The organism is Bdellovibrio sp., assembly GCF_047637665.1.
In the GTDB taxonomy this organism is placed as follows: domain Bacteria; phylum Bdellovibrionota; class Bdellovibrionia; order Bdellovibrionales; family Bdellovibrionaceae; genus Bdellovibrio.
Window position 1 is genome coordinate 1 of sequence record NZ_JBLJBT010000011.1, and the last position, 23,270, is coordinate 23,270.

At 46.1% G+C, this 23,270-nt stretch carries 27 protein-coding genes and 1 tRNA gene; 24 read left to right on the forward strand and 4 right to left on the reverse strand.

From position 1 onward, the window contains the following. The 5 genes from ACM64D_RS02235 to ACM64D_RS02255 form a co-directional block, all read left to right on the forward strand. A partial coding sequence (locus ACM64D_RS02235) for a hypothetical protein (RefSeq protein ID WP_415061559.1) occupies positions 1 to 346 on the forward strand: 346 nt, incomplete at its 5' end. Then, the gene (locus tag ACM64D_RS02240; protein WP_415061560.1) at positions 339 to 3,842 is read left to right on the forward strand and encodes an SUMF1/EgtB/PvdO family nonheme iron enzyme; all 3,504 of its coding nucleotides are present in this window, start codon (positions 339 to 341) and stop codon (positions 3,840 to 3,842) included. The genes ACM64D_RS02235 and ACM64D_RS02240, both read left to right, overlap by 8 nt. Before the next feature lie 349 nt (positions 3,843 to 4,191). Further along, positions 4,192 to 4,836, forward strand: a complete 645-nt coding sequence (locus tag ACM64D_RS02245) for a helix-turn-helix domain-containing protein (RefSeq protein ID WP_415061561.1) — start codon at positions 4,192 to 4,194, stop codon at positions 4,834 to 4,836. Then, a complete protein-coding gene (locus ACM64D_RS02250; RefSeq protein WP_415061562.1) occupies positions 4,833 to 5,204 on the forward strand; it encodes a four helix bundle protein in 372 nt (123 codons plus the stop codon). Before ACM64D_RS02245 ends, ACM64D_RS02250 begins: the two co-directional genes overlap by 4 nt. After that, positions 5,201 to 6,196: a reverse transcriptase domain-containing protein gene (locus tag ACM64D_RS02255; RefSeq protein WP_415061563.1), complete on the forward strand. Its 996-nt coding sequence runs from the start codon at positions 5,201 to 5,203 to the stop codon at positions 6,194 to 6,196. Before ACM64D_RS02250 ends, ACM64D_RS02255 begins: the two co-directional genes overlap by 4 nt. On the opposite strand, the gene ACM64D_RS02260 is transcribed toward ACM64D_RS02255, so the two are convergent. After that, positions 6,147 to 6,377, reverse strand: a complete 231-nt coding sequence (locus ACM64D_RS02260) for a hypothetical protein (protein ID WP_415061564.1) — start codon at positions 6,375 to 6,377, stop codon at positions 6,147 to 6,149. The two genes, ACM64D_RS02255 and ACM64D_RS02260, sit on opposite strands and share 50 nt — an antisense overlap. A 151-nt stretch (positions 6,378 to 6,528) precedes the next feature. Between ACM64D_RS02260 and ACM64D_RS02265 the strand changes: the two genes are divergently transcribed. After that, positions 6,529 to 6,891, forward strand: a complete 363-nt coding sequence (locus tag ACM64D_RS02265; protein WP_415061565.1) for a response regulator — start codon at positions 6,529 to 6,531, stop codon at positions 6,889 to 6,891. Further along, complete coding sequence (locus ACM64D_RS02270) at positions 6,892 to 7,080, forward strand: hypothetical protein (protein ID WP_415061566.1); 189 nt, start codon at positions 6,892 to 6,894, stop codon at positions 7,078 to 7,080. Here the strand turns inward: ACM64D_RS02270 and ACM64D_RS02275 are convergent. Next, on the reverse strand, positions 7,069 to 8,592 hold the full coding sequence (locus tag ACM64D_RS02275; RefSeq protein WP_415061567.1) for a sigma-54-dependent transcriptional regulator: 1,524 nt from the start codon (positions 8,590 to 8,592) through the stop codon (positions 7,069 to 7,071). The two genes, ACM64D_RS02270 and ACM64D_RS02275, sit on opposite strands and share 12 nt — an antisense overlap. A gap of 424 nt (positions 8,593 to 9,016) precedes the next feature. On the opposite strand from ACM64D_RS02275, the gene ACM64D_RS02280 reads away from it, so the two are divergent. The 17 genes from ACM64D_RS02280 to ACM64D_RS02360 all read left to right on the forward strand — a co-directional run bounded on the left by ACM64D_RS02280 (position 9,017) and on the right by ACM64D_RS02360 (position 22,500). Beyond that, complete coding sequence (locus ACM64D_RS02280) at positions 9,017 to 9,250, forward strand: hypothetical protein (protein WP_415061568.1); 234 nt, start codon at positions 9,017 to 9,019, stop codon at positions 9,248 to 9,250. A 295-nt stretch (positions 9,251 to 9,545) separates the two neighbouring features. After that, positions 9,546 to 9,944 (forward strand): hypothetical protein, encoded by a 399-nt coding sequence (locus tag ACM64D_RS02285; RefSeq protein ID WP_415061569.1) that lies wholly within the window; start codon positions 9,546 to 9,548, stop codon positions 9,942 to 9,944. Continuing rightward, positions 9,931 to 10,245, forward strand: a complete 315-nt coding sequence (locus ACM64D_RS02290) for a TrbC/VirB2 family protein (protein WP_415061570.1) — start codon at positions 9,931 to 9,933, stop codon at positions 10,243 to 10,245. The genes ACM64D_RS02285 and ACM64D_RS02290 overlap by 14 nt, the downstream gene beginning before the upstream one ends. A gap of 2 nt (positions 10,246 to 10,247) precedes the next feature. Then, positions 10,248 to 10,577 (forward strand): hypothetical protein, encoded by a 330-nt coding sequence (locus tag ACM64D_RS02295; RefSeq protein WP_415061571.1) that lies wholly within the window; start codon positions 10,248 to 10,250, stop codon positions 10,575 to 10,577. Further along, positions 10,534 to 13,035: a VirB4 family type IV secretion system protein gene (locus tag ACM64D_RS02300; protein ID WP_415061572.1), complete on the forward strand. Its 2,502-nt coding sequence runs from the start codon at positions 10,534 to 10,536 to the stop codon at positions 13,033 to 13,035. Before ACM64D_RS02295 ends, ACM64D_RS02300 begins: the two co-directional genes overlap by 44 nt. After that, on the forward strand, positions 13,032 to 13,736 hold the full coding sequence (locus tag ACM64D_RS02305) for a hypothetical protein (RefSeq protein WP_415061573.1): 705 nt from the start codon (positions 13,032 to 13,034) through the stop codon (positions 13,734 to 13,736). Before ACM64D_RS02300 ends, ACM64D_RS02305 begins: the two co-directional genes overlap by 4 nt. Next, positions 13,733 to 14,575: a hypothetical protein gene (locus ACM64D_RS02310; RefSeq protein WP_415061574.1), complete on the forward strand. Its 843-nt coding sequence runs from the start codon at positions 13,733 to 13,735 to the stop codon at positions 14,573 to 14,575. The genes ACM64D_RS02305 and ACM64D_RS02310 overlap by 4 nt, the downstream gene beginning before the upstream one ends. 12 nt (positions 14,576 to 14,587) lie before the next feature. Next, complete coding sequence (locus tag ACM64D_RS02315) at positions 14,588 to 15,175, forward strand: TraE/TraK family type IV conjugative transfer system protein (RefSeq protein ID WP_415061575.1); 588 nt, start codon at positions 14,588 to 14,590, stop codon at positions 15,173 to 15,175. Further along, entirely contained in the window at positions 15,172 to 15,873 is a 702-nt protein-coding gene (locus ACM64D_RS02320; protein WP_415061576.1) for a TrbG/VirB9 family P-type conjugative transfer protein, read from the forward strand. Before ACM64D_RS02315 ends, ACM64D_RS02320 begins: the two co-directional genes overlap by 4 nt. Continuing rightward, the gene (locus tag ACM64D_RS02325; protein ID WP_415061577.1) at positions 15,864 to 16,811 is read left to right on the forward strand and encodes a TrbI/VirB10 family protein; all 948 of its coding nucleotides are present in this window, start codon (positions 15,864 to 15,866) and stop codon (positions 16,809 to 16,811) included. The genes ACM64D_RS02320 and ACM64D_RS02325 overlap by 10 nt, the downstream gene beginning before the upstream one ends. After that, positions 16,732 to 18,375, forward strand: coding sequence for a type IV secretory system conjugative DNA transfer family protein (locus tag ACM64D_RS02330; protein ID WP_415061578.1), 1,644 nt, complete (start codon positions 16,732 to 16,734; stop codon positions 18,373 to 18,375). The genes ACM64D_RS02325 and ACM64D_RS02330 overlap by 80 nt, the downstream gene beginning before the upstream one ends. Further along, positions 18,372 to 18,662 (forward strand): hypothetical protein, encoded by a 291-nt coding sequence (locus tag ACM64D_RS02335; protein WP_415061579.1) that lies wholly within the window; start codon positions 18,372 to 18,374, stop codon positions 18,660 to 18,662. The genes ACM64D_RS02330 and ACM64D_RS02335 overlap by 4 nt, the downstream gene beginning before the upstream one ends. Next, positions 18,662 to 19,465: a hypothetical protein gene (locus tag ACM64D_RS02340; protein ID WP_415061580.1), complete on the forward strand. Its 804-nt coding sequence runs from the start codon at positions 18,662 to 18,664 to the stop codon at positions 19,463 to 19,465. Before ACM64D_RS02335 ends, ACM64D_RS02340 begins: the two co-directional genes overlap by 1 nt. Positions 19,466 to 19,964: 499 nt before the next feature. Continuing rightward, positions 19,965 to 20,333: a hypothetical protein gene (locus ACM64D_RS02345; protein ID WP_415061581.1), complete on the forward strand. Its 369-nt coding sequence runs from the start codon at positions 19,965 to 19,967 to the stop codon at positions 20,331 to 20,333. Beyond that, positions 20,330 to 20,575: a helix-turn-helix transcriptional regulator gene (locus ACM64D_RS02350; RefSeq protein WP_415061582.1), complete on the forward strand. Its 246-nt coding sequence runs from the start codon at positions 20,330 to 20,332 to the stop codon at positions 20,573 to 20,575. Before ACM64D_RS02345 ends, ACM64D_RS02350 begins: the two co-directional genes overlap by 4 nt. Continuing rightward, on the forward strand, positions 20,568 to 20,768 hold the full coding sequence (locus ACM64D_RS02355) for a hypothetical protein (RefSeq protein ID WP_415061583.1): 201 nt from the start codon (positions 20,568 to 20,570) through the stop codon (positions 20,766 to 20,768). Before ACM64D_RS02350 ends, ACM64D_RS02355 begins: the two co-directional genes overlap by 8 nt. After that, positions 20,752 to 22,500, forward strand: coding sequence for a recombinase family protein (locus ACM64D_RS02360; protein ID WP_415061584.1), 1,749 nt, complete (start codon positions 20,752 to 20,754; stop codon positions 22,498 to 22,500). Before ACM64D_RS02355 ends, ACM64D_RS02360 begins: the two co-directional genes overlap by 17 nt. Here ACM64D_RS02360 and ACM64D_RS02365 read toward each other — a convergent pair. Then, positions 22,467 to 22,542, reverse strand: a tRNA-Gln gene (locus ACM64D_RS02365). The two genes, ACM64D_RS02360 and ACM64D_RS02365, sit on opposite strands and share 34 nt — an antisense overlap. A 233-nt stretch (positions 22,543 to 22,775) precedes the next feature. Then, entirely contained in the window at positions 22,776 to 23,099 is a 324-nt protein-coding gene (gene spoVG / locus ACM64D_RS02370; RefSeq protein WP_415061585.1) for a septation regulator SpoVG, read from the reverse strand. Positions 23,100 to 23,270 lie beyond the last annotated feature (171 nt).

A 23,270-nucleotide genomic window follows, 5' to 3' on the forward strand; every position in this document is an offset into this window, starting at 1 on the left:
CAACTCAGCAACTCAGCAACTCAGCAACTCAGCAACTCAGCAACTCAGCAACTCAAGCCATAACTGCGCTTTAAATACCAAAAAACAAAAAATTTTTCTTTACATCTTGGTTACGTTGGGTCTTTCTGCGTGTTCTCTGGATGCGCAAATTATCAATGGGCGTTCGCTCAATCCAGAATTTGAAATTCAAGAACGCAAAGAGCCTGATTTCATTTACGGTGAGGTCGTAACCACCTATGGTGGCAAACCCGGCTATGAAGTCAAAGCCGTCTTCGGCGAAATCTCAGAAAAAACTAAAAGTTTAAATGGCAATCAATGGCAGCTTGAAGGAGTCTTTTATGAGTAAGGTATTTCTGTGCATACTTGCGCTACTCATGTTTTCATTGCCGGGCTTTGTAAGGGCTCAACATAAAGGTATTAACTTTCAAGCGGTGATTAAAAAGCCTGATGGGACTTACCCCAGCGCCAGCGGTTTGACGGTGACTTTGCAGATTTTAGACCCTGTGACGAACTGTGTTCTCAGGGAAGAAGAGCATTCCAGCAAAAATGTTTCTAACGGATATTTGAATTTGATCATCGGGGACGCGAGTGCCACCACTCCACTGGGGAAAAATCCCTCACCAGTTTTGTCGATTCCTGAAGTGATGGATAATGGGAAACAAAGAACAGGGCTAAAATGCGTTGATATTCATAACAATGTCGTCGCTAGTAACCAGACATATATTCCTTCCAACGTCGATCGCCGGGTATTACGGGTTCGTTTGAATATTCAAGGTGATGATGTTGTCGCGGACTTCAATATGCGTGCGGTGGCCTTTGCCGTGAATTCTGAAATGTTGAACAGTAAAACCGATACGGACTTTGTGAATGTCAACAATACCAAAGGTGTAACTCAAGATAATGTCGAAAGTATCTTTCAGCGATATACGAACTTAGATGCGATATTGAACAACTATACCAAACTGAATTCGTTGTTAGGGAACACCAACGGTGCCGGCAATAACCTGGGTGTGAATATTACCGGGAATGCCGCCACAGCGACCACGGCAAATAGTCTTGTCGGTGGCGTAAATTCTTTATTGCCAGCTCAAACTGGAAATGGTGGGAAATATCTTAAAACTGACGGCACGAATGTCAGTTGGGAAACAGCAGCCAGCAGTGGGGGGCTGACTCAAGTAGGAATCAATCTGCCCACAAGTGTATTTACAAATGGTGCTGACATCACGGCTAACGGTCAAGTCAGTGCCACTTTTACCAATCAAAATGCAAAAACTTTTTTTGCGGGGCCGACCAGTGGCAGTGGCGTGCCGAGCTTTAGAACTTTATCAACAGCCGACGTGGGATCGTTTGATACAGACGTCGATACGCGAGCTGATGCAAGAATTACCGCAGCTAAAGATACAGCGAATGGCATTGCGGGACTTGATGCGAGCACTAAAATTCCATTGGCCCTTTTACCGAATGATGCGGTTTTCAGTTCTTCAGTCAAAACGGGAACACTCAAATTAACAGGTCCGAGCAGCAACGAAATCCAGATCGCAGCTCCAACTTCGGGACTGACAAGTTATAATATCGCGCTTCCCACTGCCGCTGGAACCGCAGGTCAGGTTCTTAAGATTGATTCTGTATCAGGCGCAGATCTTAATCTTAAATGGGAGGCGGTCACTTCAAGTGGAGGCACACTCACCAGTGTGGGTCTAAGTCTGCCTTCAACTGTGTTTGATGTGGCGAACAGTCCCTTAGCTGCGGATGGAACGATTTCAGCAACGCTTAAAAATCAAAATGCGAACGTCATCTTTGCGGGACCATCCAGTGGCGGGGCCGCAGCGCCGGGTTTTAGGACTTTAACCGCAAGCGATATCCCTAGCTTGGGTTGGAATCAAATGACCGGGGTCCTTTCCAGTGAACAAATCGCCAGTCACACGCCGAGCTTTATTGCAAACGGTTTAGTGATGACGGGTGCGACCAATGTGGCAGAACCCTTGGTGCTTTCTCCGTGTGTGGGTGTGGTGAAATCAACCCTTGCGACGTATTCCTGCGCACCACTAGCCTCAACAGATTTAGCGACGGATATTATCAAAACAGGTCATATTGAAAATGGCGCGGTGACAGACGCGAAGATTTCAGGAACGATCAGCAGCGGCAAGTTACCGGTGGCCAGTGGCACGACGGATGGAATTATTAATCAGATCGCGCAGTCAATAAAAGGCGTGAAGACCTTTATTGACAATGCCATTTTCAATACAATCACGGCATCAGGAAATATCACGACCAGCGCAGATTTAGCCTCAACAAATATGACGGCTTCAGGCGTCGTCAGTGCCGACCGAATCAAAGTAGCAAATTCCAGCGCCACTTGCGATGGAACAACAGAAGGTTCTTTACGCTACAACACCACCAAAAAGAAAATGGAATATTGTAACGGCACGGACTGGACTCAAATATCTCAAGGTGTGATAGCGTCCTTGATTCTTGGCGCACCAAGCAGTGCTATTGTTAAATCCGGCCCTGTGACTTTTGATGTGAATTACGGTTCAGGAGTCGATACCGGCACAATTAATTTAACTCCAGCCCATGTTACCATTGCAGGAACAGCCACCGCAGGATGCTCGGTGACGGGGGTTGCTGGTGGCGGGATAACCCGAACAGTGACTGTAAATGGTTGTACGGGAACAGGTTCTGTTTATATCACGATTGCCCAAGGAACTGCGAACTCCACAACTGGGGACGCGGCACCCGCAGCAGGCCCGTCTGCAAGTTACTTGGTTGATAACACAGGCCCCAATGCACCGACATCGTTGGTGCTAGGTTCAGTGCCGAATAACTTCACGAACTCTCCCACGATAACCTACACCGCAGCGACAGATGTGGGGGGAAGCGCTATCGCTAAACACCAAGTGCAAATCAAGAAAACTTCAGATAGCAGCATCGTCAAGGCTTGGGCTGATCATGTCAGCGGGGCAGATATCAGTGGGCTTAGTTTGACATTTAATACGAACTACACGGTGGAAGTTCGGGCGCAGGATGCCGTGGGTAATATTGGTGTGGTGGCATCTGCGGCTTGGACAACCATCAACGACCCATGTCCAACAAATTACATTTTAGTTCCGGCTTTGGCTGGATATACGACGCAAGACTTCTGTGTCGCGCAGTATGAAATGAAAAGTAGTTCCGGTGCAAAATCTCAAGCCACAGGAAATCCTTGGGTCAGCATCAACAGGGACGATTCAAGAACAGCATGTACAGCTATCGGTGGTCAGTATGACTTGATCTCCAATGCTCAATGGCAAACGATCGCAAGAAACATCGAAACGGTGGCATCCAACTGGTCTAGCGGTACCGTGGGTACGGGGACCCTGGCGCGTGGGTGGGCCGCAAACACAGGCTACGGGGATGGCTGGACAAACTCCGCTGTCGCGCCGTCAACAGATAATAACTGTTTATATAATACGGGAGCTAATACTTGTGCTGCTACGGGAACACATCTTTATCGTAGAACGCACACACTTACGAATGGCAAAGTCATCTGGGACTTCGGCGGGAACGTCTGGGAGTGGACTCGTGACAACTACGCAGATCTAGGAGTGAACCCGGCAATCAGCGCAGCTTGGAATGAATTAGATACTCTTTCGGCGACAAATAAAGTGCTCTTCTCTTCAGCAAATGGAACATGGAATTCAACACAAGGTTTGGGACGAGCCTATGGTTCGTCCGCCGGGGCCGTCCTTCGTGGTGGTACCTGGAGCCACGGCGCGGCCGCGGGCGTGTTTGCAGTCGCTCTGAGCAGTGCGCCGTCGTACGCGAACACGAACGTCGGGTTCCGCTGCGTGTTCGTCCCGTGATCCTGCGGGGCGAAGCCCTGCAGTGGATCTGAGCCTGGCAGCCAGCAAGACGGCACGGCTTGTGACTTGGACTCTTGGATTTTGGCAGGGGCGGCGGCAGCCGACCCGGCTTTGAGGTGAACAAAAATGAGGTGTTAGGAAAAGATTCGGAAAGGAAATTTCCGAAAGTTTTTTCCGAAGAATCCCGCAAGGGCCTTTTTTTTGCTCAAAAAGGTGACAAAAGTTTGTTTATTTTCGGAAAGGGTGAGGGTTTTTCCGAAAGACTCGGAAAATTTCGGAAAGTTTCGGAAAAAATGGAGGTTGCGGAAAATTTTCGGAAATATATTTCCGAAACAAAAGTGGAGGGGTTGTGGCTAAAAAAACAGAAATCAGCGTCAGGGAGGCAGCACGGCAAATCAACTGTACGGAGCGAACAATTATTAATTTTATTAAGATGAAGCGTTTTGAAGCTCTGAAAGTGGGGCGGGACTGGTTTATTGACTATGCAAGTTTCGTTTCATTTGCGAAAAGATATGACTATGCCTTGTTAGACGAAGAAGAAACGTCTGCCGATGACTTGAGACCTCCAAATTCATCTATCGAAAGAAACCCCGAAAAAGATCTTGAAAAGTATCCGGTCGCCAAAAAGCGACATGGCAATATCGAGACATTGCGAGTGTATCAAATGTTTAAGGACATCTTTGAAAAAGGGCGCTTTAAAGCCGAATCCTCTCACCCGTGTGAATTAAGAATCACCAATCTTGGTGCCGGAGTTTTGGAAGAAATCGGCGCAGGCTTTTACGCCTTTGGCGCTCACATGAAACGATTGCATTATATCAATGCCCGGGCTCGTTTGGGGGCCATTATCGCGTTATTACACTCTGATGAAAACCTGCGGAAGCGGTGGCAGGAAGAAATCGAACAGATTGAAGAGCGACTCTTACCTGCCTTCGGTGCTCTTATCAAAAAATTAGAACAAAAAAGCTATCGAAATCAAAATGGGGAGCTGGCATGAGGGAACCCAAAGTCTTTTCTGATTCGTATCAATTTACAATCTGTCTTTTTGGCCGGACGAAAAGCTTTCCACGCAGTCTTCGCCCGACCTTGGGAAGAAAAATGGAAGAACTGTCACTGGAGATGACTCAGAACCTGCGTCGCGCCTTGATGACGCCAGTGAAGGCGTCCAAAGGATCGGGGCCGTCATTGCGACTTCGATTGCTAAAGACGGCATCAGACCATTTGGATGACTTACGGGTTTTGATGGATCTTAGCCGCGATCTGCAAGTTCTGCCGGTGGCGGCATTTGAAGAGCTGACCAAACTCAGTCGGCAAATTGGCCGTGAAATCGGAGGGCTTATTAAACATGCGGATGGTGAGGCATGACATTATTGGAGGAAGTATCAAGCTTTCAGAATCTTTATGAGGCTTATCACGAGTGCGCAAAAAGAAAACGTTCCTCCATGGGATTTCAAAAAAGTCGGTTTAATATCGGGGAAGGTCTTGTAGAACTCAGTGAGCAGTTACGAAGTAATTCCTATCAATGGGGACCCTATCGTGAATTTTATGTGTGTGATCCGAAGCGGCGCCTGATTATGGCCGCTCCCTATATGTGTCGTGTGGTTCATCATGCTATACATCGGGTGATCTTACCCTACCTGGATGTCTACTTATCGGATTCGGTGTTTGCTTGTCGTGAAGGGCGGGGGAATCGTTTTGCTTCTCAACTTCTTTTTCGTCGCTTGAAAATCTTGGGTCCACAAAGGTATACGTTGAAGCTGGATATCAGTCAGTATTTTCCTTCGATAAATCATGCACAGCTCTTAAAGCAGCTTGAAGCCCACTTGCCTGACGATAGTCTTCATCACCTTTTGGTAAGTTTATTGGCCTCCCATCCTGGCTATGCCCAGCGCGGTTATGGAATACCGATTGGAAATTTAACGTCACAGCTTTTTGCGAATTTCTATTTACGGCAAGTCGATCAATTTGCCTGCGAAGGTTTGAGTGTTCCCTATCACTGGCTTTCAGAGGCCGAGCTAAAAGCGGACGCATTTTATATCAGGTATATGGACGATATGATTTTGCTTGCCGACAAAAAAGAAAAGGTTTGTGAGGTGGCGGATCGTATCGTGCGTGAGATAACGCCGGAATTGGGATTAAGTATTCCTATGAGAAAAAGGATGCACATTGCCAGCGATCCGATTCCGTTTCTGGGCTACGTGATGGATCACGACAGTGTCAGGCCGCTGGCGCGAAATGCGCGTAAGATTAAACAAAAGATCGCTCGCATGGAGCGGGAAAATCAAAGACCCAGCTTGATTGCGCAGGTTAGAAATTCTTATGAGGCATGGATAGATTTGGAAGAAGAAGGGGGTTGAAGTTCTCAAGGGAGGTCGTTCGTCCGCCGGGGCCGTCCTTCGTGGTGGTAACTGGAACAACGGCGCGAACGCGGGCGTGTTTGCAGTCAATCTGAACAATGCGCCGTCGAACACGAACACGAACATCGGGTTCCGCTGCGTGTTCGTCCCGTGGGATGAGACTTGAAACGAATGAGCGCAAGATAGGACTGACAGCTTACGGGCTGTCGGCTTGCCATATTTACTGCTTAAAGAGTTTAGCTTTAGGCGGTTTCCAGGCAGTCCTGAACTTTGATCCCGGGCTGCATTCCAGGGGGACGTAAGTTCCCCTGGGGGTCCGAAAGGAATTTTGTATGCGGAAAGTATTATTTGTAGATAATGAGATCACCATGAAATTGGCTCTGGAGATAATCCTTAAGAGTCAAAATGACTTCCAGGTAATCTTTAAGCAGTTCGAAAAGGATGCCTTGGAGTTCGTAAAGGAAAATGAAATCGCCGTGATAGTTTGCGATTACAATCTAGAGTCGCAAACGGGGCCACAGTTAATAAAGATGGCAAAGGAAAGGGTTCCGAGCCTGAGAACCATCGTTATGAGTGGGGAAGACATTCAAAGCATCCGTGCCGCTTGCGAGGAGGCGGGCGTGGATCTGATCTTATCCAAAGGTAATTTGCACCAAACCTTGATTCCCGCTATCAAAAAACTTTTGGAGACCTAAATGAGTGGTGACAGCGAAAACCCCAAAGAGCGAAAGCTCAATCATGATCTCAAAGAGCTGGCGTTCTGGCTTCACACCCTTAAAGAGGCGTTAGATTCCGAAAACGTGAGTGAACCCGTTAGGAAGTTGGCTGCGGATTCTGCCAAGAGGTTGGAGGAGATTTTGGGATTCTTGAAGTCACCGCGTTGATTTCTTGGTTTTGCGAAGCTTAAGTCTTTCCACCTTCAACTTTTGATGGACGGCGGGCTTCGTGATCTTCAGAGCCTTTGCAACTTGGTCTAAAGACGAAAACTTTGTCGTCGCCTCTTCTAAAATTCGACGCTCCAACAGACTTCTTGTTTTTTTAAGTCCCGGAAACCCTGTGGATAAAAAGTCGGTGGGACTTTTTAAAAGAGTCTCGTGGTTTATAATGATTTCGCCCCTGACTCTTGAGGGGGTTTTGGTGCCTAGTAGATTCTGCCATGAGCCGATATCCACAAATCCATTGCCTTGTTTCGTGCCGCCTAACGACAGACGCAGCAGATCGTTTTCAATGCCGCGAATATTGCCTTCAATATTGTCCCGACAAAGATACTCTCGAAGCTCTTTTGGGAATGAAGCAAAAGACAGCTTTCGATCTTTATGTTCGGTATTGATTCTTGCAATGATAAGTTTAATTATATCGGGAAGATCCTCTTTGCGTTCTTCCAGCTTAGGCATTTCAATTGTCAGACTGATTCGAGCTAGCAAGTCCTGGCGGAACTTTCCTTGTTTTACTAACTCTCCCAGATCTTTGTTGGTAGCAAAAATAAATCTTGCGTTGGTTTTAAGAGACTTGGTTCCACCTAAGCGGGTGTATTCGCGCTCTTCTAAGACTTTAAGAAGCTTAAGCTGAATTGCGGGGGACGCATCGCCAATTTCGTCTAAAAAAATGTCACCATTGCCGCTGACCTCTAAAAAGCCTAATTTTACTTTGTTGCCAGCACCCGTAAAGGCATAGGGCTCGTGACCAAAGAGCTCGCTTTGTGCGGTTTCATCGGAAAGACTGGCAATATTCAGATTCAAAAACAGTCTTTCCTTTTGCCCTAAATATTTTGTGCGATATCTATTCAAAAGCCTTGCGACGGCCCCTTTTCCTAGTCCGGTAGCACCTAGGATCAGGACAGGGCGTTGGCTTTCCGCATAGGCTTCAGCTTGTCTTTGCAATCGTTGCATGACGGAAGAAGTGCTGATGAACTCGCCATAAAGAGAAGTGTCGATAGGGGTTGCCTTGCGTGTGGCTTCTTGAATTTCTGAGCGAGCCCGAGCGAGGCACTTTATAAGCACGGCCTCTCGGTGTTCGCTCATACCGTTTTCATTCCCTTTAAAAAGATAGTCGGCAGCTCCGGCGCGGATCGCAGTCGCAATTTCTAAAGGGCTTGGATCGGCCGTCATGACTACCACCTGGGTCAGTGGGCGTAGAGAAAGAATCTCTGGGATATGTTCGGTTCCCTTGATGTCTTTACCTTCGTCGCCGGGGCCGAGGTCTTTATCTAGAATCACAATATGATAGTTCTCTTCCTGAAGAAGTCGAAGTCCTTGCTTTAGGGTGGCGGCCTCTTGCAAGTAAACCTGTTCATTAGCGAGCTTTTTAAAAAGCTTTTCCACCATCATGCGGACGACCAATCGGCTGGCGGCTTGGTCGTCAATCACTAAAATTTTAACGATGCGAGAGTCTTCCATAGAATTCTTATCGGTTTTTGTAATGGTTAAGTAAAGTAAACTTTATGTGTTAAGTATTCTTTATATTTTACGATCTGTGATGATTTAGTGGAGTCTAAATTATTCATAAAACATATGTAATATCAATAAGATGTATTCCTTGTCCGGAAGTCGGAATGGCTTGGCATAAATGATGATTAAGAGCCTCTCAACGAGGGGGCTTTGTGAATCTATCAATAAGCTTAATAGGAATTCAAAAAACGCAAAAAAATAACTTAGAAAAATCATACGACCGCTGCCCAGCCTGCGGTTCGAGGGAACTTATTTGGGTACAACCTGAAACCCTGTGTGGAACCTGTGACTGGGAAAGTACATTCAGGTCCGTTCAAGTCGGGAAAATGGATCAAATTTTTAAAGCGTATAAGGAGCAATTTAAGGGGGACGTATGTTTTCTTTAACTCCGCTTCTTTTGTTCAAACCATTTCACAAACAAGGAGGTGCAAGTATGGAAAAACAAAATGTCAAGACAGGGGCAGGAACGGCAAAAATAAAAAGAGTGATGGCGCATTTATTGGGAGCTTCTAGTTTAGCCCGGCCCCCGGAAGAGTGGCAACGGCTGGAGGGCAAAAAGCAAATCAAAACTAGTGAACAAATTCGTGCTTACTTGGGGAATCACTGATGTCTCGAACATTTAAAGATCGCAAAGAGATTAAAGCCAGACGAAAAAAGTGCGGCGAACCCTTGTGGACGAAACGGTTTGAGCTGCACCACTACCAAGGGGGACCGAACCATAATGAAGATTTGGATCAATGTCCTCGATGCCACTCTCTCACCGATTTTATGAGCGGATTTATAAGTTGTCCAAGTTGTGGCTGGGGAAATTACTTTCCGGCGAATGGGCTTAAAGAGGAGGAAGAGGATTTTCAATACCAAACAGCGTCCTAAAAATAATTTTCACAAAGGAGGTGCGGAATATGAATAGTAATAACAATGTCATTCCCTTAAAGAAAACAGATCGGTTTGTTTTGTGTCGGGGCACGATGGGGCCTAACGATGAACTGCTGGAATACGAACAGGTTGGTGTGGCTTATCTTAAGCCCGGATCTAAAACCTTTCGCGTAAAGCTTTGGATGTTTCCGGGCAACCAGTATTTTCTGGCGCCAGAAAATGAAAACTCCACGACATACGCAGTGCTTTCATTGGAAGAGTATCACTCGCAAGTCAATGAGAAGAAGGCAAGTTGGCAGAAGGTGGGTGCCGGAGAGTTCATGGGCCTTCATATCAGAATGAAGTTTCATCTCTTGTCGGAAGAAGTGTTCCTTTGTCTATTTCCGGACGAAAAGCAATCAGAGGAGTTTTATGCCGCAAGTTAAGGGGCTGAAAAACTCGGAAAGAAGTTGTGCCATGTTGGGCGTTTTGCTTCTGATCCTGGCTTGCACATTAACGCCATTTCTTGCTCAAGCTTCCGTTGAGTCTTCCTTGGTGGGGATTCAAAGTAAGCTTACAAGAGTCATCCTTCCGGTTCTCTCTGTCATTGGAATTGCCGTAGCAGGCCTTTCCTTTCTTACGGGGCATGAGAACGCCAAGAAGCATATCATTTACGCGATTATCGGGACGATCATTGGCTTTGGCGCCCAGTCGATTTCCGATATGATTTCGCAGACGGTGAGGTAGTTATGAGCGATAGCCAAGAACTTCTTACGTCGAGTGTTCCGAGAACCCTGGAAACCAAAAGTAAAATTATGGGCTTCGAGCTTTCAGACGTTCTTTTGCTTTTACTGAATCTGTCCATTCAAAATCTTGCTTTCGGCGGAACTGCTATGAAGATTCCAATGGTCTTTGGAACAAGCCTTGTTCTGGGATTGATGTTGTTCTTTTTTAAAAGGGGAAAACCAGACAACTATATTCAGCACTATTTTGAACATCTTCTGTCGCCGATTGTTCGTTCAGCGAATGCCTCCGATGAATCATATAGGCCGCTACAGAAAGAGCACTCCAGTGAATAAGACGGCTTTGTGTGAATCTTTGCCTTACTGGGAGTTGGAGGGTGGTCCAACGCCTCACATGGTATTGTGGGACGGGTCTCTTTCAAGTGGAATCGAAGTCTTTCCTCAAGATATTGAGTGTCTCGATGCCTCTGGGATTAATCACATTGCCTGGAATTTACGAACCTTTATCAACTCTTTGCCGGAGAAGATAACGGGCCAGGTCTTTGTAAAAGTTGAAACCGAGTTTGGAGAGTTGCTAGAGCGACACGCGGGCCTTGTTCAGTCGTCGAATCCGTTTCTGAAAGAGCTGGATGAAAATCGTATTGCGCAAGTAAAAGGTCAAATTGAGAGAGAAGAGGTCTATCGTTCAAGAGTGTTTCTGTTTTTAAAAACGGAAGCGCCGGAGAAGCCCTCTTCCTTGTCGATGAAGAAGACACAGAAGTTTGCTCTTTCCTATGGAAATGACTTTGTGACGGCGTTGCAGGGGCTTTCTCAGGCACTGGAAAGTTCCAGGTCAGTCCTGGCGGCTGCGGGATTTGCGACAAAGTTGCTTTCTCACGAACAAATGACTTCTTTGATCTATAAGCACCTTAATCCGCAACGGGCAAAAGAACTATCGGCTCCGACGGTGGCAGCGAGACCGAATTCTTTAGAGAATGAATCGCCTCGCAGTCAGTTGGTATTTGGGGATTTGATCTTGGATCAAGACGACTTTGTACTGGATCGCACTCTTACAAGAGTCTTGTCCCTTAAGACTCTTCCAGAGTTGACCTATGCCGGAATGATGAATCTTTTTGCAAGTTTGAAGTTCAAATATGAAATGATTTTTTCATTTTATATTCCTGACCAGGCTTCAGAAATGAAAGGGCTGGAGCAAAAGAGGCGCATGGCCCACTCATTAACAAGTCATAACAATGGCAGGGTGAGTGATCTGGAGGGCGAATCTCGCTTGCATCAAACAACGGAGTTGATTCGGGAAATTATTGACACTGGGCAGCGGGTGTTTGTTGCCGAACTTCTGGTCATCTTGCGGGAAGAAAATACCGTTGAAGGAAAAAAGTCATTAAATCTTCACAGCAAAGAGGTTTTATCCCGATTCCGAAAGATGAGCGGGGCGGAGGGAATTCAGGAAACAGTCGGCTCTTGGAAGGTATTCTCAAATGAGCTGATCGGCAGTCCGATGACTCTTGTTCGTGGAAAGAAGATGAAATCGAACAATCTAGCGGATTTTCTGCCTTTGTATGGCGGAGATTTTGGAGATCATCGCTCGATGGTTCTCACTCACACTCGTTCGGGTTCACTTTACGCTCTTGATCCCTACGACTCGAAGCTTACCAATTATAACTCGCTTGTGACCGGCTCCAGCGGAACAGGTAAGAGTTTTACTAATAACTTCTTTATGCTCCAGCAAATTGCTCGCGGGGTGAAGTTATTCATTATTGATGTTGGGGGGAGCTACAGAAAGCTTACAGAGCTGATGGAAGGACAGTATTTTGAAATCAAACTTTCAGAAGACTATGCGCTAAATCCATTTCAACTTCAGAACCCCAGTGAAATCGTTTCCGGAGAGCGCATCAAGGCTTTGGTGAATATCATCGAGCAAATGATTGTCGATGACGGAGAAAAACTGACTCGCTTTGATCGAGTATTGATTGAAGAGGCGTTGACGACTGTCTTTGAAGAGGTCAGGAAAAAGACTCCTTTGCGATCCCCCCAAATTTCGGATTTTGCGAAGTATTGTGAGAAGTCGAAAGAAGAGGCTCTCAAGCGAGTTGCAAAGCTTCTTTATCCATGGATTGGAAATAGTGCTTACGGGAGACTGATTGATCGTCAAGGGCAGATCAGAGCGGACAGTCCTGTCGTCGCCTTCGACCTAAAGGGGTTGTCCCAATATCCTGATTTGCAATCTGTGGTGACGCTGATTCTTACTAATTTCATTTTGGATCAAGTGGAGAAGAACAAAGGGGTGCCGAAAAGGGTTCTTCTTGATGAGGCTTGGGAGCTGCTAAAGAGCAAAGCAGCAAGCTGCTTTATGGAATATGCGGCACGAACACTTCGCAAGACGGGATCAGGAATCACCTTCATTACTCAAGGTGTTGAGGAAATAGTTCAAAGTTCCATTGGATCGGCAATTTTGAACAACACCGCGACCAAGCTGATTCTTCAGCAGCAAGGTGATACGAAAGCTCTGCGCGAGACGCTGAAGCTCAATATTCAAGAGACTCGTTTGATCGAGAGCCTTGAACGCAAGAAAGGGGTTTTTAGTGAGGTGTTCTTGATGAAAGGCGATGCTCGTCAAGTTCTTCGCATTATCCCTTCCCCTGTAGAGTATTGGATTTCCACCAGTGATGCTGCCGATAATAACTATCTTCAGTCATTGCGGGATGGCGGTTTGACCCTTCAAGAGGCCATTGTTGCGGCGGCAGAGCACGCGCCCTTCGGCGTCGAGGTCATGCAAATGCGGGCGGTGGCATGAGGATGAAAATTCTTGCCGGAGCTTTTTCATTTATGATGCTCGTGGCTCCCGTATCTGCTCGTGCCGACCTTTTTGGTGGGGACGTTGTGGTTTTAACGCAGATTCTGGTTCAAACCATTCAAACTGTCCTTCAGCTTAAAGCCATCCTTTCCAATGGCGAGGACTCTCTGAATTTGATGAGAGACATAAACTCTGGAGTGCGTTCGGGACTTGATGTGATCCGCATTATCAACCCTAAATTCAATCCCGGAGTTTACGGAGACTTGAATAATGCGGACTCGGTACTCAGGGCTCTCCAAGATGTGTACGGCAGTGTTCCACAAGGCATGGATCAGGACCTTATGAGGTCTCAAGATCAGAGTGTCGCCGAAGTCATTTCAATGAATAGAAATCTTTACGACTATGCTGATGAAGTGGATCGCGAAAGAGACCGAATTCTATTTCATTCGCGAGTGGTGAGTCCTCAAGGAGCGGGAAAACTTCAAAATCAAGCGTTGGGCGTTTTAATTGGAGTAACGACCCAGTTGCTTCGGACACAGAGTCAGATGTTGAAGTTACTTGCGCAGAATATGGCCATGGAGAACCGGAGGGAAAAAATTCAGACAAGGGGGTTTCAAGAAAACTACCGGGATTTGTCTGATGGCCTTAAGGCTTTGCCAAAAGAGACTGCGTTGCCGCGTCTTAAAGGGGACGGACTATGATTCCAAATATGGACGTTTTGGGCTCATTAGTTCGTGACCTGCATCAGATGCTCTCGAATTTCTTTTATATGGCACTGCCCGTACTGATAGCGCTTTCGGTTTGTATAAGTGTTCTTAAGGGAGGTGGGCCAGATTACGTGGATGTCCTAAGAAGGGCCTTAGTTGCAGCTTTATTGTTGGCATCGTTTCCAGAGGTGTCTGGTTGGATCTTGGATCTTTGCGATGGCATTGCTAACAAAATTGACTCTATGGCTGGCCTTGAAGCTTTTATGAGAATGGCGGAAGAAAAATCTCGAAGCTATTCAGGGGCCCAGAACGTCTTGCTGCTTAAGTTTAATGATCTCTTTATCGCGGTTTTAAGCTTTGCAAGCTATGTGCTCCTTTATGTAGCCCGGTATCTGACGATAGCCCTTTATTATTTTTTCTGGGTGATGTTGTCGGTGCTCTCTCCGTTAATGATCCTCTGTTATATGTTTCCGGCCACGGCGGGAATAACGAAGGGACTTTATCGTGGGCTTATTGAAGTGGCGTCATGGAAGATTATCTGGGCAATTCAGTCGGCCATGCTCGCGGCCTTATCTGTTGGAAATATATATAAGACGGAAGGGTCTTATATCACTCTGACTGTTTTAAACTTCGTAATTGCCATTGGGTTGCTGTGCACTCCAATGCTTGTGAAGTCCCTTATTGGTGGAGGCCTACAAAATGCCGCTTCTACCGTGGGGTCTGTCGCAGCGGCATCAATGATTGCTTTGCCAACCAAGGCAGTCAAAGTGACCACGGTTTCAAGAGAGATACTTGCAAATAGCCACAAATACTTTTCATCAAAATTAAAATAAGGAGGTCTATATATGGAACATAATACTTTAACCGTTAGAAAATATCCGAAGTTAGTACAGGATTTTGCGACTGAGAACTTTAACTTAAAAGCTCTGAGTGCCGCATTGTTGGGTCTGTCATTTGTGCTTTTAATCCTAGTGGTCTATCTGGTCAAAAGGGGCCCCGAGGTTATTGCCCTGGATGGCAGTGGAGAGATTGCGAAGATTGAGATCAAGACTACGGATGTACAGATTCAACGGGCCGCTGAAGAATACCTTTCCTATCGTTACAAATGGAGCCCTGAAAGTATCAGTACTCAGCTAAAAAAAGCTGAGTACTTCATTGATCCGACCCTTGTGGGATCTTTTCAGAAGTCGATGATGGAGGTGCAGAGATTTGTTAAAGAAAAGAAAGTGACTCAAAGGGTCTATCCTAGTGGTGTCCACGTGGACTTGAAGGAAAAGAAGATTGTCATTCTGGCTGATCGTATTACTGAGTTTGACAGTCTTAATGCGGCAACAAAAATGAAGGTCGTTTTGGACTTTGTGGTTGGAGATCGAACGACTTTAAATCCATGGGGCATTTACATTAGAAAAGAAGCTGAAGGGGAGTCCCATTGAGAGTCGCACTACTCATTCACGTTGCAGCTTGGTTGTTGGCCAGCGTGTCGGTTGCAAACGTCAAAACGATGACGCCAAAAGGGGACGAAATTCTTGAGATACGGACAGCTTTGGGAATTGCTACAATTATTCAAATTCCTGACGCCATTCAATCTGCCATCATTGGGGATCAATCGGCCTATCGCATTGAGTACATTGATAAAGCCGTGACAATCAAGCCGTTAAGATTTGGAGCGAAAACCAATCTTTATCTTTTCACTAAGGAGAAGCGTTACAATCTGCGATTGTCTGTGGTTCCTCAGTCGTCAGCCTTTTATATTGTCTATATTAAAAAGCAAGATGTAGGCACGGGACTATATTGGTTCTCCAGTGGACGGTTGGTTGCAGGTAAAGATCTGACGTTGAAGCTTGTTCGCACGGGCAACACCGGAGATGGTTTCGTTCTTTTGGACATGGAATTGCTGGCAAAAATGCCTCTAAAAATTCAGACAAGTGATTTTTGGATATGGCAAGGGAAAGAATCAAAAGTCATTCACAGCCTATTTCTATCACAGACCCAAATTAAGAAAAATCAAAAGACACTGGTTGGTATTTCCATTCAAAGGTCGGCCCTTGCTGGTCAGCCGTTGATTCTCGAATTAAGAAGGCGAGATGAGAGTTTGCGCCTTGAAATTCCCAAGGAAGTGCTATGGAGATAAAGCAGACGGCATTTCAAGCTGCGAAAAATGTCTGGAGTTCTCTCAGGAGACTATTTGTTAGAAAGACGTCTTTTAGCTCCAAGACTGAGTTGCGGATCTCTTCGTTCAAATGGCTGGGACTTACCTTTGTTTTGGTCTTTGTCTGCGTTGTTCTGTTGATGCCGAACGAAGTCCCGGTTCAATTTATCGAAAAGATCGATTCTAAGAAGAACACAGTAGATGCCAATGGCGTTGCTGATGCGGCACCGTCACAGAGGTCTTCGAGCAATCTTTGGGCGGCTCCCCGAAGGGATTCTTATCGTGGGTCTTCAGGCGGCAGCCCACAGGTGAACTACAACACGGCAATGGTTCTTGGCACTTCAGGGAATGCAAAGACGCAGCTTCGCGCGGGTATTCGTTTACCTTTACGAATCTTGGATAAGGTCGTCGTATCACAGGAACCAGTTCCGGTTCTTGCTGAAATGATTTTAGATGGAGAGACTGAATCTGGATTGAGATTACCTGCTGGGACGAGGTTTTACGGGGAGGCGTCTTTTTCCAAAGGGGCAGATAGAGCAAACATTGTCTTTAAACAGATTTCTTTTCCCGATGGAAAGATTAAACAAATATCGGCGAAAGCTCTCGGGAAGGATGGGCAAGGTGGTGTGCCGGGGCGCGTTTATTCTGATGGAACTAAAAACACGGCAGGCCAAGTTTTGACTACCTTTGTAGGGGGCCTTGCGGCTGGCAGCGTACAGACTGATATGTTTGGACGGTCCCAAGGGGGGATTGGTAACGGACTTCTCAATGCTGTTGCTGAGACCGCGAGGGGCAAAGCTCAAGCTTATGGAGAAAACCTCAAGACCGAAAGAGAATGGCTTGAGATTCAACCGAACGAAGAGTGCGATGCTCAGTTGTTTGAGTCCATGGATCTGCAAAACGGTGGTTCTGTTGAATAAGGACAAGGATCAGTTTGCCGTTCTAATCTTGATTGTCCTGTTCACAGCGTTGGCATTGCATAATTTTACGCCTCTTTTGGTTGCTGGCATGATCCGGCATCGCCACATCACAGCCCTAGTGATTTCGTCGTTGGTTTTATATTGTTACTGGAAGCTTAAAGGAAAAATGCAAAAAGTTTCCAAAGAGAAGGAGGTCTCTAGTCGTCTTCATCGAGCTACATCATCAGACAGTATTTTTCTTGGAACATCGGCGGCAGGAGAGCCCGTCTATATTCCTTTAGCCGCTAGACGTATGCACGCACAGGTTGTTGGGACAACGAACGCTGGCAAAACCGAGTCTGTGATTTTACCCTGGGCGATAGACGACATTAAGAGTGGCCGTGGATTTATTCTGATTGACGGCAAGTCAGATCGGGGATTGCTTGATAAGATATACGCTTATGCTGTGAAGTATAAGAGGTCAAAAGACTTCCGTATGCTGTCCTTAGTTAATCCAGAACTGAGTTCAAACATCAATCCTTTAAAAGGAGGCTCTGCGGATGAAGTGACCGAGAGGATCTTTGCGGCCTTCAATTTTGATGACGAGTATTACAAAAATCTTCAATACGAAGTTTTAAAGCAAACGCTTTATTTGTTTGAGAAAGCCGGTATCACGCCGACCTTCAATAAGCTTATTCAGGCGATTACGAACCCGGTTGTCATGCAATCGTTGCAAAATAAAACTGACGATAAGATGTTGTCGGCATGGGTGACAAGATTCGTGGCTCTTTCCAAAGAGGATCGGGAAAAGAGAACAAGTGGTCTAGTTAATCAACTTGGACACTTTACCTCTGGAGAAACGGCGGTTCTTTTTAATGCGGACGAGCCACAGATAGACATTGAGCACGTTATGCGCGAGGGGCTGATTGTCTATTTTCAGCTTCCGGTTCTGAAGACTCCAACTTTGGGGAAGGCAACGGCGAAGTTAGTGCTTCAGTGCATTCAAAGTTCAGTTTCATCAAGACACCTTGATGAAGACAAAAATGTGCCATTTTTTGGGGTCTATCTTGATGACTTTACGGAATATTTGATCCCCAGCTTTGTGAGCCTTTTGAATAAATCAAGAAGTGCCAATGTTGGAGTCACATTTGCGCACCAAGCCCAAGGAGACTTGGGCGCCTTGGGCGAAGACATCAAGAATACGATTCAGACCAACTCAAATCTTAAGGTTTTTATGCGGACTAATGAACCTGAGACGGCGGAATACTTCTCTCGTCTGATCGGAACGAAGGATGGCATTAAGAAGACGGAGAGGCAGAAAGCGGGGCTTCTGGGAGATGAGCGAACAGGGGATGGATCTGTTAGGGATGTTGAAGAATTCATTTATCACCCGAACCAATTTAAAAGATTTTTAGGCACGGGAGATGGCGTGATCGTTGTTCCATTTTCCGATGGAAGTCTTTCAACTCAATTGAAGTTTCAGATGCAGCCGGATCTGAAGTCTCAAAAATTACCAAAAGTCGCCAAGCTTCCGATGTCGTACTTAGAGCTTGGTAGAGGAAACTCAGAAAGGAGGGCTGCATGAGGATTGCTTTTTTCTTATCAATTTTATTTTTAGGAGGATGTGCAACAAAGCCTCTTTGTATTAACAGCAATGATGGATTTCGGTCTGTCCTTGATCCAGACAGAGATTGTTCGGTGAGAATTCGTCAGGTCATTGTGGGGTCGGATTTAGAACTTCCAAAATCATTGTCTTTTAAATCCTCAGACACCCAGTGGAGTTACCGCTGGGTGGAAAGCTCTTTCAAGAATGGGGCATTGGAATTGGGACACTTCGTTTTGATTCCAGCGGGGCAAGGGGGCTCTCAGTAGTGGATAATTTGGAAGTCCGTGAAAAGTGCCTGCAGCTTACTAAGAAATTCGGTTTTGTACCGAGGGCCGTGGTATGGGACTTTATCTGTCCGAAGGGAAGAACAGCCAGATACAAGCACTGGCGTGAACTTCAAAAGTCTCCGTTGTTCAGTCCGTACATTCTCGGAAGTGGTTTTCCTGAGTACCTGATATTGAGTCAGAAGGGTCGAAGTTTGGTGGGCATGGATGCCTTGACGGAAGTTCCGACGGTTTATCTGGAGCATGATGAAATTGTGATGCGATTCTTTCTACTTCTTCAGGATATGGGTTTCCTTGAACAGTCTTGGTCGGAAGGCGAGCTTCGGATGGATCGAGTCCTTGCCATTAAAAGCTTAGGGGACGGTGTCCTTGCAAAGTTGCCGGATCTTCTTTTTGACTTAAAAATGGAGGGGACGCCAGTTCGTTATGCGCTGGAGATTGAGCGAACAAGGAAATCCCAGGGGCGTTATCAGACGATGAGAAGGGCTTATCAACGGGCAGATAATGTGGATGTTCTTCTTTTTGGAGTTGTGGAAGAACGGATTGAGGAATTGATCCAACGAGAAATTGAAGAAGCGGGACTGGAATTTTACGGCAAGGACATAGGATTTTTTGATTTGGCCGAGTTTCGCGACAAAGAGCTTCACGCGACATTGCGAATTGCAGGTAAGGAAATTTCACTGCGTGACTATTTCCTTGCAGTGGTCACTGGTAATTCCGCGAGCGCGGATTTTAGGCGACACGGTGTCCGCGCTGAATTGCGAGAAGTCTCAAGTGCATCTTGATTCTAAGTTGTCGGAATCAGATAACAAAATTCGGGACCGCCCACCCCCATCCCCCTCCTGCGGTTTTTTGACCACTCCCTCCCTACGAGAGGAAGTGGTCAAAAAAACGGGGGATGGGAGTGGGCGGAAGAAAGATAAGAAATAAAAATAATAAAGAGAGTGATAGAGAGAGGAAGAGATACAAAACACAAAAACAGGAATCAAAAGAGGCAGGTAGAAAAACTGATGGCTGCGGAAAAAGTCTGTAGGGGCGAGCGAGGCAGCGTAAAAATGACGGACAAAGAAACTACCTACCTCTTCTGATTCCTGAAAAATTGCGCATGAGAGGTTTGCGTTTCGAGCAGCACGGGCACTTAGCGACCCACAGCTCAACGCAAACTCCTCCGATCCTAGGTTAGAGGGGCGGCTCGGGAAGACTTAAGTTTTTAGAAGTTTAAAGTCTCGCCGGGGGCAAAACACATTTTACAAAGGAGGTTCATTTATGAGTCAAAGGGAGGAATTGGTCGCAAAGATCACGGTAACAAAAGAAGCAGAAGAGGCTGTTAGCCAAGTCGTTAGCAAAGTGAATGATGGTTTTGATGCGGGTCGCGTAAATCGACAAGATGTGGCAAGTTGGATTTTAACTCGTTTTATTGAGAGCTTTTCTGACGTCGAAATTCAGCAGATTCGCGGTACCTTTTTTAATGAAATTGCCTTGTTAGAGGCTATTCTAAAAAAGGCAAAGCAAAATGGCAGTGTCCCAACAGAGCTTAAAGCTGCTTTAATGGGGCAAATGAATATAACCTCTAATGCTCCAAGGAAGGGCAAAAGAGGCTTGACTGAGAAGTTAACCAATGGTCAACTTGAAAGAAATGAGGAAGCAGCGTGAGTTCTGCAAGATTTAGGAAGATTCGCGAGAAGTTGGAATTGACTCAAGGAGAGTTGGCAGAGGTCTTGGGGTTATCAGGGAAAGAGGTTGTATCCCGTATTGAAGCTGGCACGCGGAACCCAAGTAAATTGGCAATGGCCGTTATGGAAATACTGGGGGAGTCCTCGCCTCGTAAAGCCAATGAGTTAATTGAACTTTTGAAGGCTCACGTTGCGAAGATTACAAAGGACTCTAATGAGTAGGGGGCGTAAGCCCGATCCCCTATCGCTGGTGGCTGATGATATCGAAGTCGTTCTGATTCCTAAAGTCGAATCGGATGCTTCATTTGAAGAACGAACCCAGGAAGTACAAGAAATCCTAAAGAAGGTTCTCTTGCTGGCGCGGAAAAAGGGAAGACCATCGCGAAAGGAGGATGAATATGAACAAGCAGCATAAAATTGGCGCATATATCCGAGTCTCAACTGATAAGCAGGTACAAGTCTTTGAAGGGTCGCTTGATACCCAAAAATACCGCATGGTGGAGTTCGTTAAGAACCGCAATAAGGAATTAAGTAAATGGGGTGAGATCGTTGAGTTCTATGTCGAGGAAGGCCTATCGGCAGGAACGGACAAGCGTCCCCAGTATCAACGAATGATGGCAGATGTTCGTAGTGGAAAAATCAATTTGGTTTTAGTGCATGATATTTCTCGCCTGAATAGAAGTACCCATGACTTTCAGGTTCTTTTAAAGGAGCTGGAAAGATATGGCGCGAGCTATCTTTCAATGAAAGAGCAGTTTGATACATCAACACCCGCGGGGCGCTTGATGATGAACATGGTCGTGAATATGGCTCAATTTGAGCGCGAACAAACTTCCGAGAGAGTCTCCATCAATTGTCATTCGCGCGCGGTTCGCGGGTTGGTCAATGGGGCTCGTTCCATTCTTGGTTATGATCGCCACCCGGAAAAAAATAGCTTACTCGTTGTCAACGAGGAGGAAGCTAAAGATGTGCGATTGATTTTTGAAACATTCCTTGAGCAAGGAAGTATCGCGAAGACTCTTAAGGTCATTAATAGTCTTAGAATGTCGCCGAAGATTGCGGTGTCCGAAGCGCAAAAAGGAATTGAAAAGTCACAATGGAGCCATACGTCTTTAAAATTGACTCTTGGTAATATTGCGTATGTCGGTCTAAAGGAAGTGAATAAAAAGAATAAAAATCAGGAACAAGATTTCTTGAAGCCCTGGCAGAGGTATCAAGTCGTAAAGGCCTCTTGGCCCGGAATTGTCCCAAAGAGAATCTTCGATGAGGTCCAAAAAGTGCTTGAAGAAAATATGCTTCTTGAACGTCGCAGGATGTCTGCAGCGGAGTTCCGGGTATTTCTTCTTTCCCAGAGACTTTATTGTAAAGAATGTGGTGGGCGTCTGCATGGGCATTCTGCTCATGGTAGGGATGGCGTTTACAGGCACTATACCCATTCCGGAAAAATGAAGGACATTAAATGTTCTTTTAAAAGAGTCCGTGCGGATAAGCTTGAAGAAGTGGTCATCAAATATCTGTCCACAACAATTTGGCAGGCCGGATATCTTGATAAGATCGAGATGGCCTTGGTTAAATCAATCAAGGAAGAACCGCAGATATTAAAAGAACGATCAGACAATATTCAAAAGACTCTTGCCGACATTGATAGTGAAATTTCAGCGACTTTCCGAATGCAGGCCAAGCTGCAAGAAGGAACTGAAGCTTTAAAGCTCGCGGTAAAGCATTTGGAGGAATTGGCGGAAAAACGAAATGACCTAAACTTTTTACTTTTGGATGTGAAAGCTCAAGAAGAGGGGCTTTTGGATGCGAAAGAGGTGGTTCATGGAATTAAGGAACGTATTTCGGAGTTCAAAAAAGGGTTCTCGAAGACCGCGCCCGCAGTGCAGAGAAGACTTCTAAGAAAAGTTATTGGGAATTTGACCTACACGCCCGGCAGACTTGAAATCGAATTCAATCTTTCGGAGGCAAGGGCGGACAATGTTATTTCGATAAATAGAGGTAAAAATAAGAAAACAGAGCAGATTTTGGACATGAGCAGGCCTCCAGCGTTGCCCCCGAGGGCTGCCGGATCGGATTTGAGTCTGCCGTTTGTAAATTTGCGAGATGGGTTAAATGGATGGGGTGGCAGGACTCGAACCTGCGAATGACAGAATCAAAATCTGTTGACTTACCAACTTGTCGACACCCCAACAAGATGACTTGCGAATCGCTAAATTACGGATTTTGGGGACGAAAAGCAAGGTGAGATACATTGCGTCAATGCATGATGCGGTGGGGACTGAAGAAAAGAAGCAGGCACCTTAAAGAAAAAGCCCGCCAGGTTGGCCTGGAGGGCTAAAAGGGTCCATGGGGTTTGGAAGCCGCCGTCGACTTGTTTTCTCCACATAAAAAAACAAGCTGGCGTGTGAGCAGGGAACTTCCCCTAGTAGTCTTCGCCGTAGTCGCTGTTAGGCGCTTTCTGGCGTTTCAGATTTACTAAAGTTTCTCCCATGGATTTTAATTCTTTTTCATAAGCTTCAAAAACCAGATCCTCGATCATTGTGCGAGTTTCCTGGTTGAGCGGGTGGGCAATGTCGCGGAACTGGCCGTCCTTGCGCTTTTTGCTAGGCATTGCGACGAAAAGGCCGCTGGTTCCTTGAATGACCTTCAAGTCCCTCACCACAAAACAGTTGTCGAGAGTGATTGAAACGTAGGCCTTGAGTCGGTCCTCGTTGACTGGGAATACTTTGACCTCGGTGACTTTCATAGAGTCCCTTTCTTGTTGCCATTCTTAGTTGCACACCTGGAGCCATACTATGGTCCAATTAACTTCTCGGCGACGCCCAGAAAAACTAAAGACCTAGGTCGAGGAATTTTTTAATTTGCCGGTAAGGAGTTACCACTGTGGCTCTTTTTGAGACAAGTTGCCGATTGGTAA

What these genes read in the sequence shown, in the direction of transcription:
- spoVG (WP_415061585.1), bottom strand. Translation starts at nt 23,099, where the DNA reads ATGAAAGTCACCGAGGTCAAAGTATTCCCAGTCAACGAGGACCGACTC.
- ACM64D_RS02285 (WP_415061569.1), top strand. Translation starts at nt 9,546, where the DNA reads ATGAATAGTAATAACAATGTCATTCCCTTAAAGAAAACAGATCGGTTT.
- ACM64D_RS02325 (WP_415061577.1), top strand. Translation starts at nt 15,864, where the DNA reads ATGGAGATAAAGCAGACGGCATTTCAAGCTGCGAAAAATGTCTGGAGT.
- ACM64D_RS02355 (WP_415061583.1), top strand. Translation starts at nt 20,568, where the DNA reads ATGAGTAGGGGGCGTAAGCCCGATCCCCTATCGCTGGTGGCTGATGAT.
- ACM64D_RS02275 (WP_415061567.1), bottom strand. Translation starts at nt 8,592, where the DNA reads ATGGAAGACTCTCGCATCGTTAAAATTTTAGTGATTGACGACCAAGCC.
- ACM64D_RS02295 (WP_415061571.1), top strand. Translation starts at nt 10,248, where the DNA reads ATGAGCGATAGCCAAGAACTTCTTACGTCGAGTGTTCCGAGAACCCTG.
- ACM64D_RS02335 (WP_415061579.1), top strand. Translation starts at nt 18,372, where the DNA reads ATGAGGATTGCTTTTTTCTTATCAATTTTATTTTTAGGAGGATGTGCA.
- ACM64D_RS02255 (WP_415061563.1), top strand. Translation starts at nt 5,201, where the DNA reads ATGACATTATTGGAGGAAGTATCAAGCTTTCAGAATCTTTATGAGGCT.
- ACM64D_RS02265 (WP_415061565.1), top strand. Translation starts at nt 6,529, where the DNA reads ATGCGGAAAGTATTATTTGTAGATAATGAGATCACCATGAAATTGGCT.
- ACM64D_RS02305 (WP_415061573.1), top strand. Translation starts at nt 13,032, where the DNA reads ATGAGGATGAAAATTCTTGCCGGAGCTTTTTCATTTATGATGCTCGTG.
- ACM64D_RS02290 (WP_415061570.1), top strand. Translation starts at nt 9,931, where the DNA reads ATGCCGCAAGTTAAGGGGCTGAAAAACTCGGAAAGAAGTTGTGCCATG.
- ACM64D_RS02300 (WP_415061572.1), top strand. Translation starts at nt 10,534, where the DNA reads ATGAATCATATAGGCCGCTACAGAAAGAGCACTCCAGTGAATAAGACG.
- ACM64D_RS02280 (WP_415061568.1), top strand. Translation starts at nt 9,017, where the DNA reads ATGTTTTCTTTAACTCCGCTTCTTTTGTTCAAACCATTTCACAAACAA.
- ACM64D_RS02315 (WP_415061575.1), top strand. Translation starts at nt 14,588, where the DNA reads ATGGAACATAATACTTTAACCGTTAGAAAATATCCGAAGTTAGTACAG.
- ACM64D_RS02250 (WP_415061562.1), top strand. Translation starts at nt 4,833, where the DNA reads ATGAGGGAACCCAAAGTCTTTTCTGATTCGTATCAATTTACAATCTGT.
- ACM64D_RS02270 (WP_415061566.1), top strand. Translation starts at nt 6,892, where the DNA reads ATGAGTGGTGACAGCGAAAACCCCAAAGAGCGAAAGCTCAATCATGAT.
- ACM64D_RS02360 (WP_415061584.1), top strand. Translation starts at nt 20,752, where the DNA reads ATGAACAAGCAGCATAAAATTGGCGCATATATCCGAGTCTCAACTGAT.
- ACM64D_RS02310 (WP_415061574.1), top strand. Translation starts at nt 13,733, where the DNA reads ATGATTCCAAATATGGACGTTTTGGGCTCATTAGTTCGTGACCTGCAT.
- ACM64D_RS02240 (WP_415061560.1), top strand. Translation starts at nt 339, where the DNA reads ATGAGTAAGGTATTTCTGTGCATACTTGCGCTACTCATGTTTTCATTG.